At 71.6% G+C, this 10,324-nt stretch carries 10 protein-coding genes; 6 read left to right on the top strand and 4 right to left on the bottom strand.

Annotated elements, in window-relative coordinates; all coding sequences use genetic code 11:
- Positions 1-52: 52 nt before the first annotated feature.
- The 3 genes from ABZ893_RS34950 to ABZ893_RS34940 form a co-directional block, all read right to left on the bottom strand.
- Positions 53-274 carry a hypothetical protein gene (locus ABZ893_RS34950; protein ID WP_361412163.1) on the bottom strand — a complete coding sequence of 74 codons (222 nt, stop codon included), beginning with the start codon at positions 272-274 and terminating at the stop codon, positions 53-55.
- A 15-nt stretch (positions 275-289) separates the two neighbouring features.
- Complete coding sequence (locus ABZ893_RS34945) at positions 290-1,564, bottom strand: inorganic phosphate transporter (RefSeq protein WP_361412161.1); 1,275 nt, start codon at positions 1,562-1,564, stop codon at positions 290-292.
- A 189-nt stretch (positions 1,565-1,753) separates the two neighbouring features.
- A complete protein-coding gene (locus tag ABZ893_RS34940; RefSeq protein WP_361412159.1) occupies positions 1,754-2,500 on the bottom strand; it encodes a lysozyme in 747 nt (248 codons plus the stop codon).
- A gap of 161 nt (positions 2,501-2,661) precedes the next feature.
- On the opposite strand from ABZ893_RS34940, the gene ABZ893_RS34935 reads away from it, so the two are divergent.
- The 3 genes from ABZ893_RS34935 (at position 2,662) to ABZ893_RS34925 (ending at position 6,450) form a co-directional block, all read left to right on the top strand.
- Entirely contained in the window at positions 2,662-3,327 is a 666-nt protein-coding gene (locus tag ABZ893_RS34935; protein WP_361412157.1) for a class II aldolase/adducin family protein, read from the top strand.
- Between the two features lie 411 nt (positions 3,328-3,738).
- The gene (locus tag ABZ893_RS34930; protein ID WP_361412155.1) at positions 3,739-4,866 is read left to right on the top strand and encodes an alpha/beta fold hydrolase; all 1,128 of its coding nucleotides are present in this window, start codon (positions 3,739-3,741) and stop codon (positions 4,864-4,866) included.
- A gap of 192 nt (positions 4,867-5,058) precedes the next feature.
- Complete coding sequence (locus ABZ893_RS34925) at positions 5,059-6,450, top strand: hypothetical protein (protein WP_361412153.1); 1,392 nt, start codon at positions 5,059-5,061, stop codon at positions 6,448-6,450.
- Positions 6,451-6,475: 25 nt separating this feature from the next.
- Here the strand turns inward: ABZ893_RS34925 and ABZ893_RS34920 are convergent, their stop codons facing one another.
- Positions 6,476-6,886 (bottom strand): VOC family protein, encoded by a 411-nt coding sequence (locus tag ABZ893_RS34920; RefSeq protein WP_361412151.1) that lies wholly within the window; start codon positions 6,884-6,886, stop codon positions 6,476-6,478.
- A gap of 264 nt (positions 6,887-7,150) precedes the next feature.
- On the opposite strand from ABZ893_RS34920, the gene ABZ893_RS34915 reads away from it, so the two are divergent.
- The 3 genes from ABZ893_RS34915 to ABZ893_RS34905 all read left to right on the top strand — a co-directional run bounded on the left by ABZ893_RS34915 (position 7,151) and on the right by ABZ893_RS34905 (position 10,323).
- A complete protein-coding gene (locus tag ABZ893_RS34915) occupies positions 7,151-8,749 on the top strand; it encodes an ABC-F family ATP-binding cassette domain-containing protein (protein WP_361412149.1) in 1,599 nt (532 codons plus the stop codon).
- 411 nt (positions 8,750-9,160) lie between these two features.
- Positions 9,161-9,385: a helix-turn-helix domain-containing protein gene (locus ABZ893_RS34910; protein ID WP_189492003.1), complete on the top strand. Its 225-nt coding sequence runs from the start codon at positions 9,161-9,163 to the stop codon at positions 9,383-9,385.
- Positions 9,386-9,510: 125 nt separating this feature from the next.
- On the top strand, positions 9,511-10,323 hold the full coding sequence (locus tag ABZ893_RS34905; RefSeq protein WP_361412147.1) for an enoyl-CoA hydratase/isomerase family protein: 813 nt from the start codon (positions 9,511-9,513) through the stop codon (positions 10,321-10,323).
- Position 10,324: the final 1 nt, after the last annotated feature.

Raw genomic sequence — 10,324 nt, 5'->3', positions numbered from 1 at the left:
GTGCGGGACGCCGTAGCGTCCCGCACCCCGCCTTCGGTGCCTTGAGTCCTGATCAGGCCACGATCAGGAAGATCCCGTAGCCGACCGCCGCCGCGCACAGGGCGAAGCAGAGGTACGCGCCGGAGACGGCGAGGGCCGCCGAACCGCCGTTCGCGGCCGCCGACTCCTTCTTGCTGAGGCCGACGATGCCGAGGGTGAACAGGCCCACGAGGGCCACCGTGGTCGCGAGGCTGACTCCGAACACGGAGCCGAGTGCTGCCCAGTCGATCTGCATAGCGCTGCTGCTTCCTTAGACCGTGGCCGGTCGCGCGGGCTCCGCCTGCTGGGAGGCAGACGAACTCGTCGAGGCTGTCGAGGCGGAAAGGGTGGTCTTCTGCACGTCCGAGGCCGTGACACCGCCGGCCGGGGGCGGGGCGACGGCCGCCATCGCGGTGGTCACCACACCGGCGGGCTCGGCGGAGGTGTCGTCCGGCGTGACGTTCGTGTGGTCGACGGCGTTGCGGCGCGACAGGGCCCAGATGGTGGCCGCGCCGGCGACGAGGAGGAACGCGGTGACGGCGACGCCCCACGTGCCCTGCTTGGTGAGGAACTCGGCGCCCATGCCGACCAGTCCGGCGGCCGGCAGGGTCAGGCCCCACGCGATGAACATGCGGGTCGCGGTGGACCAGCGGACCACGCCGCCCTTGCGGCCGAGGCCGGCGCCCATCACGGAGCCGGAGCAGACCTGCGTCGTGGAGAGCGAGAAGCCGATGTGCGAGGACGCGAGGATCGCGGTCGCGGCGCTGGTCTGGGCGGCGAAGCCCTGCTGCGGCGCGAGCTCGGTGAGGCCCTTGCCCATGGTGCGGATGATGCGCCAGCCGCCGAGGTAGGTGCCGAGCGCGATGGCCGTACCGGCCGACACGATGACCCACATCGGGGGGTTGGAGCCGGGGCTGATGACGCCGCCCGTGATCAGGGCGAGGGTGATGATGCCCATCGTCTTCTGCGCGTCGTTCGTGCCGTGCGCGAGGGAGACGAGACCGGCGGAGGCGATCTGACCGGCGCGGTAGCCCTTGGCGGTCGCCTTCTGGTCGGTCTTGGAGCCGATGCGGTAGGTGAGCCGGGTGGCCAGCATCGCGGCGATGCCCGCCACGAACGGCGCGGCCACGGCCGGCAGCAGGATCTTGGTGACGACGGTGCCGCCGTCGATCGACGACCAGCCCATCGACATGACGGCGGCGCCGATGAGGCCGCCGAAGAGGGCGTGGGACGAGCTGGAGGGGAGACCCACCAGCCACGTGACGAGATTCCAGAGGATGGCGCCCACCAGCGCGGCGAAGATGACCTCGGTCTTCAGTCCGTCCTCGTTGATGATGCCGCCGGAGATCGTCTTGGCGACCTCCACGGAGAGGAAGGCGCCGACGAGGTTGAGCACGGCGGACATGGCCACCGCCGTCTTGGGCTTGAGTGCGCCGGTCGAGATGGTGGTTGCCATCGCGTTGGCTGTGTCGTGGAAACCGTTCGTGAAGTCGAACACGAGAGCGGTGACGATCACGATCCCGAGGAGAAGCGTGATGTGTTCCATTTACCCAAAATTCTGTTGGACGTCAGTGGCATGAGGACCGTAGGCAACCTGAGTGAACGGAAGATGAACTCAGTCGGGCGGCGCAGTGTCCCGAAGTGGAGGGCCGCCACTCCGTTGGTGACGGGGCGGCGGCGCGGGGGTGTTCGGGAAGCGGAACGGGGGCCTGGTTGAGCGGAAGTGATCCCTCCGTCAGCCCCTGGCGAAGCTCCGCAACTGAGCCTGTGAACCGTTGAAGAGATTCTGGTCACCCGGCAGTCCGCCGCTGTTCCCGTACTGCCAGAACGTCCAGTACGCCCAGCCCGCGGGCAGCATCCCGGCCCGGTCGTCGTAGCGGGCGAGCCACAGCGCATGGTTGCCGGCGAGGGCCCGGCTGTCCCCGGTGCAGACCTTCCACCAGTGGTAGCTCGTGTAGATCACCGGACGGCGGCCCGTCCGGCGGCGCACCTCGTCACTGAACGCCCGCACCCAGGAGACCATCCTCCCCTGGCTCAGGCCGTAGCACTTCTGCTTGCCGTACGGGTTGTACTCGAGGTCGACCGCGGGCGGCAGGGTCCAGCCGTCCGCCCGCCACCCGCCCCCGTTCTTCACGAAGTACGCGGCCTGCGCCTGGCCGGAGGACTTGTTCGGGACCGCGAAGTGGTACGCGCCGCGGATGATGCCCGCGTTCCGGGCGCCGTTGTACTGCGCCCCGAAGAACGGGTTGCGGTAGTTCGTGGACTCGGTCGCCTTCACGTAGACGAACCGGGCGCCCTTGTTCCTGGCCTGCTGCCAGTCGACGGCCCGCTGGTACGAGGAGACGTCGTGCCCCCTCGTGCCGCCGCCCGCCGCCGATGCCGTGGTCTGGGTGAGGGCGGTTCCCCCGAGCGTCAGAGCGGCGAGCGCGGTCGCCGTGGCGACGTACGCGCGGCTACGGGACGGCTGGTGACCATGAGTCATATTTCCCCCACGATTACGACATACGGGATAAAACACACCGGAGGCTATCGGATGATCACTCCAAAATCGTGGATCTCCGGCAGATGGGTGTAAGTCAGGCATCACTGCCCATGTGTGCGCTTCCGGACTCCTCGACTCCGCACGGCTGGCAGGATGCGGCCATGGCGGAGGAACCGGGCGGTGCGGACGGGCTCGCGCAGGCGTGGGACGAACTCGTGGCGACGGCGCGGCGGACCGTCACCGACGGCCTGGTCGTCGGAACCTCGGGGAACGTCTCGGTCCGCGTCGGCGGCACCGTCCTCGTGACACCGAGCGGAGTCCCGTACGACGAGCTGACCCCGGACGACCTCGTCGCCGTCGGCCTCGACGGCTCGTGGCGCGCCGGAACGCTGACGCCGACCAGCGAACTCCCCATGCACCTGGCGGTCTACCGCGCCACACCCGCCCGCGCCGTCGTCCACACCCACGCGGTCCACGCCACGGCCGTCTCCACCCTCGTCCCCGAACTCCCGCTCATCCACTACATGGCGGCAGCGCTCGGCGGCCCGGTCCGCGTAGCCCCCTACGCCACCTACGGCACCGACAAACTGGCCGAAAACGCACTCAAGTCCCTGGAGAACCGAACCGGCTGCCTCCTCCAGAACCACGGCACGCTCACCTACGGCGACACACTCACCCAGGCCTACGACCGCACGGCACAGCTGGAATGGATGTGCCGGGTGTGGCTGACGGCGAGCGCACATCCGCACCTGACGCCCTCGCTGCTCACCGAGGATCAGGTGGCGGAGGTGGGGGAGAAATTGCGGGGGTATGGGCAGCGGGGGTGAGGGGCCCCTTCGGGGGTGGCGGGGGAGTGGGGGCTGTGCGCTGGGGGCTGCAGGATCGGTCCGGGCCCGTAGGTGAGCTCGGGCTCGTGTGCCAACCTCGGGCCGGGTCAGCGGGCTCGGCGCTGGCGGGGGAACTCCGGGGAGTGGACGGAGGAGCAGTTGCGGGACTGGGGGCAGCGGGGGTGAGCTGCGGGACTGTGGGCGCCGCCTCGGTGGCCCCGCGCCCACGCCCCCGACCCTGGGCCACCCGCCCCACCAGCCGGGCCCCGCGTGTCATTCGCGGGCCAGCGCCTCAGTACCCCCGACCCCGCACGTTCGACCCTCGCCCACGCTCCGCCAGGGGCCGGCCGGAACTGCCGCGTCCACCCCTCCCCGCTGGCCGGGGCGCCCCACGAGGCGGACACTGGGACGGTGCGTACCGCCACAGCGACGGCCGCTGCCGTCTCCGCCGTCATCGGTGCCGGCGCGGCCGCGGTCGCGGCCGGTCGGTTCGCCAGTGATGCCGCCCTCAAGGCGCCCGCCGGCAGGCCGCTGCCCACCGAGCCGCGCCTCACCGTCCACGCCGCCGACGAGGCCCGGATCACGCTCACCCGGGACCTCGTGTCGCTGCGCCCGGGGACGTACGGCCTGAGCGGAGACGGCTTCCACGCCGTCGTCGGGGACGTCCTCGACGACGCCCGGTCCAGCGCGGACGCGGTCGTGCGCCGCCTGGAACGCGTCACCCACGGCTCCCTGAAACCCGGCGCCAAGGCCTGGCTCACGCCCCAGGTCCACATCGGCGACCCCAAGTCGGCCCTCGGCCTCGACCACGCCGATGTCGACATCCCCGGCGAGCTCGGCGCCCTCCCGGCCTGGTTCGTGCCCGGTGCCCGCCCGACCTGGATCATCACCGTCCACGGCCTGGGCACCACCCGGGAGCACCCCATGGTCGTCATGGAGTTCCTGCACCATCACCGCTTCCCCGTGCTCGACCTCGCCTACCGGGGCGACCTCGGAGCACCCCGCTCCCCGGACGGCCTCGGCCACCTGGGGGAGACCGAGTGGCGCGACCTGGACGCCGCGATCCGCTACGCCGTGCGGTTCGGCGCCGAGCGCGTGGTCGTGCACGGCTGGTCGACCGGCGCCGCCATGGCCCTGCACGCGGCGGCACATTCCGCTTTGCGGGAACGCATCGCCGGACTCGTCCTCGACTCACCCGTCCTCGCCTGGGACGTCACACTGCGCGCCCTCGCGAAGGCCCGCCGCACCCCCGGCCCGCTCCTGCCGCTCGCGGTCCGCGCGGCGCAGGGCCGCACCGGCCTGCACGGCGACCGCCTCCACGACGCCGCCGACCCGACCGGGCTCAAGGTCCCCACCCTCATCGCGCACGGCCCCGCCGACGAGATCGCGCCCTGGGGCCTGTCCCGCGAACTGGCCGACCGGCGGCCCGACTTGGTCACCCTCCACACGGTCCCCGAAGCCGGCCACGGAGCCATGTGGAACGCCGACCCGCACGCGTACGAGGAAGCCCTCCGCCGCTTCCTGACGCCGCTCATGTAGCCACGTCCCGCAGGCCCGGGCAGACCTCCGGAAGTGCTGGGAACCGTCGCCGGCCGCACGGCACAACGGTGCAGGAAGGCCCGCGTAGACCCCATACCAGACCACCCCTCGGACCCGCCCGGAGACCCGTCCGAAGTGGCACGTAAGGATTCCGTTTGGGTTTTCGGACCGTCAACCGCAAGACTGCCCCCTGTGACGTCCCGTATCCCGCGCGACTCCAGGCTCCGACTCGTCCGCCCTCGCGCCCTCGCCACCGCCCCCGTGCGGTCCGAAAGCGTGACCACCCAGGCGCGCCCGCCCCGCCCGCCGGAGGGCACACCACCCCCGGGGGAGCTGGCCCGCATGGCCCGCCAGGTCCTCGCCGACGCCGTGCGTGTGGCCCGCTGGGCCGACGCCACCCTCAGCCCCGGCAAGGGCCACGGCACCCCCGACGGCAGGGGCGCGCTCTCCGTGTCCACCGCCGAGCGCGCGGCGGCCGACCTGGACCTGCCCCCGCGACAGATCCGTGCCGACTGGGACACCGCGCGCCTCGCGGGCCTCGTCGAGGTGCACGGCGACACCGCCCGCCCCGGCTGGCGCCTGCGCGCCTGGGACCGCGACGACTCCGCCGTGCTGCGCGGCTGGGTCGCGCTGTTCGACGCCTGGTCGCTCGCCCGCCCGGCCGTGGGCACCCTGGAGGCCGCCTCGGTCGCCGAGGTCGTCGAGGCGATGCCCCAGGTGCTCTCCCTCCTCCAGCTCTCCGCCGGCCCCGTCCCGGTCCCGCAGCTGCTCGACCTCCTCGGCCAGCGCGTCGAGGAACTGCGCACCGAGCGCTGCGAGATCCCGTACGGCCCCCAGCCCGAGCCCGCCGACCCCGCGAGCGAACCGCTGCCCGCGCTGCTCGACTGGGCACTGCTCGGCCTCGCCGCCGTCGGAGCCCTCACCTGCGCCGACGGCCAGGCCACCCTCACGCCCCTCGGCAGCTGGGCGGTCTGGGTCAAGCTGGAGCAGATCTGCGTCGCCGCGCAGTCCCCGGCCGGGAACATCGAGCAGGCCGCCGAGGACATGCTCAGGGGCTGCGCTCGCCTGCGGCCCAAGGCGGCCCGCGCCGAGTACCGCGCCTGGCTCGCCGCCCGGCCCGTCGGCAGCGCCGTCACCGAGCTGATCGCGGCCGCCCGCGGCGAGGACGCGCTGCTGCGCGGACTCGCCTTCGAGGCGCTCCGCGTCGTCGGCGCCCCGGCCGAGCCCGTCGTCCGGTCCGTCGCCGAAGAGGCACCCCTGCGGCCGTACGCGCTGCTGTGGCTCGCCGAGTACGAGGGTGCCGACCCCGAGGACGTACATCTGGTGCTGACCCGGGAAGAGACGACGTGGCTTTGGGTGGACACCGCCGCGGCCGTCGCCGACCACGGCGAGGCCCAGCTCCTGGTCCGTCACCTGGAGTCGGCCGTGCAGCCCACCGTGCCCGCGCTCCTCGACGAGGTCAGGAGGGCCGGGCACCCGCGGACCGTCCAAGTCCTCGTCGCACTGGCCGCCGCGCACCCGGACCCGACCCTGGCCAAGGCCGTCCGCCGGGCCGCCTTCCAGGTGCACACCGGCGGCGCGTGACACCGCGCACGACGCGCCCCCGGGATCAGATCTCGGGGGCGTACGTGCCGAAGGACCACACGTTGCCCTCGGCGTCTCTCGCCATGTAGTCGCGGGAGCCGTAGTCCTGGTCCGTCGGGGGCATGAGGATCTCCACGCCGTGCTCGACGGCCCGGCGGTGATGGGCGTCCACGTCGTCGACGACGACATAGACACCGGCCGTGCCGGAGCCCTTCATCGCCTGGTCGAAGGGGCCGCCGCGGCCCTTCGAACCGAGCATCACCGCGCCGTTCCCGAACGTCAGCTCGGCGTGCGCCACCATGCCGCCGTCGCCCTCGTGCACCGCGGCGGCCGTGAAGCCGAAGGCCGAGGTCAGCTGCTCGATCGCGGCCTTCGCGTCGGCGTACAGCAACGTCGGGAAGAGGCTCGGACCCTGCGTGCCCTTCGTACCGCTCACCGTGCTCACTCCTTCATCACCCGCTGGGGAAGTGCTGCCTTCACCAGACTTGCACCCGGCACCGACAATCCGCCCCGCGAGCGACCCCCGGCTCACCGGAACGTGTCGCACCGCACCCTGGCGCGGCCGTCCGCCCCGGCATAAACGCTTGCATCCCACCGTTAAACTGCTCCGTATGACGTTCCTTCTCTGGGTGGTTTAGCGGCGCCGACCGGCCCTCGCCCCGTCAATCCGCCGTTAATCCGTTTCCTGGAGTACCTCCCCGTGATCACCGCATCCGGCATCGAACTGCGCGCCGGCGCCCGCATCCTCATCGAGAACGCCAACTTCCGCATCGCCAAGGGCGACCGCATCGGCCTGGTCGGGCGCAACGGCGCCGGCAAGACCACCCTCACCAAGGTCCTCGCCGGCGAGGGCATCCCGGCCGGCGGCACCATCGCCCGTTCCGGCGAGGTCGGCTACCTCCCGCAGGACCCCCGCACCGGCGACCTCGACGTCCTGGCCCGCGACCGCATCCTGTCCGCGCGCGGCCTCGACACCCTGATCCAGAAGATGCGCGACAACGAGCAGCGCATCGCCAATGGCACGGGCGCCACGCGCGCGAAGGCGCTGAAGCAGTACGAGCGCCAGGAGACGGAGTTCCTCACCAAGGGCGGTTACGCCGCCGAGGCCGAGGCCGCCACCATCGCCGCCGCGCTCAACCTCCCGGACCGCGTGCTCGGCCAGCCCCTGCACACGCTCTCCGGCGGTCAGCGCCGCCGTATCGAGCTGGCCCGCATCCTCTTCTCCGACGCGGACACCCTGCTCCTCGACGAGCCCACGAACCACCTCGACGCCGACTCGATCGTCTGGCTGCGCGACTACCTCAAGACGTACCGCGGCGGCTTCATCGTGATCTCCCACGACGTCGACCTCGTCGAGACGGTCGTCAACAAGGTGTTCTACCTGGACGCGAACCGCTCGCAGATCGACGTCTACAACATGGGCTGGAAGCTCTACCAGCAGCAGCGCGAGGCCGACGAGAAGCGCCGCAAGCGCGAGCGCCAGAACGCCGAGAAGAAGGCCGCGGCCCTCAACTCGCAGGCCGACAAGATGCGCGCCAAGGCCACGAAGACCGTCGCCGCGCAGAACATGGCGAAGCGCGCCGACCGCCTGCTCGCGGGCCTCGAGGCGGTCCGCGTCTCCGACAAGGTCGCCAAGCTGCGCTTCCCCGACCCCTCCCCGTGCGGCAAGACGCCGCTCATGGCCGAGGGCCTGTCGAAGTCGTACGGCTCCCTGGAGATCTTCACCGACGTCGACCTGGCCATCGACAAGGGCTCGCGCGTCGTCATCCTCGGCCTCAACGGTGCCGGCAAGACCACCCTGCTCAAGCTGCTCGGCGGCGCCGAGAAGCCCGACACGGGCGAGGTCATCGAGGGCCACGGCCTCAAGCTCGGCTACTACGCGCAGGAGCACGAGACGCTCGACCCCGAGCGCACCGTCCTGGAGAACATGCGCTCCGCCGCCCCCGACCTGGACCTGGTCGAGGTGCGCAAGACGCTCGGCTCGTTCCTGTTCTCCGGTGACGACGTCGACAAGCCGGCCGGGGTGCTCTCCGGCGGTGAGAAGACCCGTCTCGCGCTCGCCACGCTCGTCGTGTCGTCCGCGAACGTCCTGCTCCTCGACGAGCCCACCAACAACCTCGACCCGGCCAGCCGCGAGGAGATCCTCGGCGCGCTGCGCACCTACAAGGGCGCGGTCGTCCTCGTCACGCACGACGAGGGCGCCGTGGAGGCGCTCCAGCCGGAGCGCATCATCCTGCTGCCCGACGGCGTCGAGGACCTGTGGGGCCCGGACTACGCGGACCTGGTCAGCCTCGCCTGACGCTCCGCGAGACCCCGGCCCATGATCCGGCCGGAGCTCCTTGACGATCACGGTCGGCCGTCAGCGCGTCTTGATCGAAAGAATGATCCACTCGTTATGGATCATTCGGCCGACCCGTGATCCGTCATCTGAGTGAGATCGCCTAGTGCCCCGGTGCGCCTGCGCGGATGTCATCGCCGTGTTGACGTCCGAGGCTCATGTGCCAGAGGCAGGGGTGCTGACCTGGACCTTCGTGGCGGGCCCCGGGACGGGCTCCCGACGCGGAGCGCCCGGAACTTCTCGTTCCGTCCGACCCGTCTCCTCCCCGTGCGTCCAACCTCGTCGTACGGACCTTGCCGAATGGGTGGCCAGGAAGCCCGGGAGGGGTGATCATGAGAAGTCCAGAGGCGCACTTCCCATGAGGAGGCACGGGTGGCCGAGACTCTGAAGAAGGGCAGCCGGGTGACCGGCGCCGCGCGCGACAAGCTCGCGGCAGACCTGAAGAAAAAGTACGACTCCGGTGCGAGCATCCGAGCGCTGGCCGAGGAAACCGGCCGCTCGTATGGCTTCGTCCACCGGATGCTCAGTGAGTCGGGTGTCACGCTGCGAGGTCGCGGCGGGGCCACACGCGGCAAGAAGGCGACCGCGGCCGGCTGACGGGCAGCACGAGCTCCGATGGTGACCACCCGGTCGGTCCGCCGACCGTCCGGTTGGTTACTGTGCAGTAGTTCCCAGGGCGTCGAGGCGCCCTCGGCCGACTGCGCACACCATCGGAGGCACACATGGCTTCGCTCAAGAGCGGATCCGGCTCGCTCGCGCCGGTACTCGACAAGGACGGGGTCCGTCTCACCGTCGACGACTGTGTCGCCACGGTGACGCTGACCAACCCGGACAAGCGAAACGCCCAAAGTCCCGCTCTCTGGCGGGCGTTGGTGGACGCCGGGAAGTCCCTGCCGGGCAGCGTGCGCGTCGTCGTGCTGCGCGCGGAGGGCCTCTCGTTCTCCGCGGGCCTCGACCGTCAGGCGTTCACGCCCGAGGGATTCGACGGCGAACCGTCCTTCATCGACCTGGCACGCGGCTCCGACGCCGTGCTCGACGACACCATCGCCGAGTACCAGGACGCGTTCACCTGGTGGCGGCGCAGCGACATCGTGACCGTCGCCGCGGTGCGGGGCCATGCCATCGGGGCCGGCTTCCAGCTCGCCCTCGCCTGCGATCTGCGGATCGTCGCCGAGGACGTGCAGTTCTCCATGCGTGAGACCAGCCTCGGTCTGGTGCCCGACCTCACCGGCACGCACCCCCTCGTCTCCCTCGTGGGATACGCGCGCGCCCTGGAGATCTGCGTCACCGGCCGCTACGTCCACGCCGACGAGGCCGCCGCCATGGGCCTCGCCAACCTCGTCGTGCCCGCCGACCAGCTCGACGACGCCGCGCGCGACCTCGCCGGGGCACTCGTCGCCGCGCCCCGCGACGCCGTCATCGAGACCAAGGCCCTGCTCCAGGGCGCCGCCACGCGCTCGTACGAGGAGCAGCGCGCCGCCGAGCGTGCCGCGCAGGGGCGCCGGCTGCGCGACCTCGCGGGACTCGGCGACTGAC

The sequence above is a fragment of the Streptomyces sp. NPDC046821 genome, from assembly GCF_040645335.1.
In the GTDB taxonomy this organism is placed as follows: domain Bacteria; phylum Actinomycetota; class Actinomycetes; order Streptomycetales; family Streptomycetaceae; genus Streptomyces.
Note: the sequence above shows the minus strand (reverse complement) of the source record. Positions and strands in the feature narration are given on the sequence as shown.

Coding starts and splice junctions, on each gene's coding strand:
- ABZ893_RS34950 (WP_361412163.1), bottom strand. CDS start 274: ATGCAGATCGACTGGGCAGCACTCGGCTCCGTGTTCGGAGTCAGCCTC.
- ABZ893_RS34945 (WP_361412161.1), bottom strand. CDS start 1,564: ATGGAACACATCACGCTTCTCCTCGGGATCGTGATCGTCACCGCTCTC.
- ABZ893_RS34940 (WP_361412159.1), bottom strand. CDS start 2,500: ATGACTCATGGTCACCAGCCGTCCCGTAGCCGCGCGTACGTCGCCACG.
- ABZ893_RS34935 (WP_361412157.1), top strand. CDS start 2,662: ATGGCGGAGGAACCGGGCGGTGCGGACGGGCTCGCGCAGGCGTGGGAC.
- ABZ893_RS34905 (WP_361412147.1), top strand. CDS start 9,511: ATGGCTTCGCTCAAGAGCGGATCCGGCTCGCTCGCGCCGGTACTCGAC.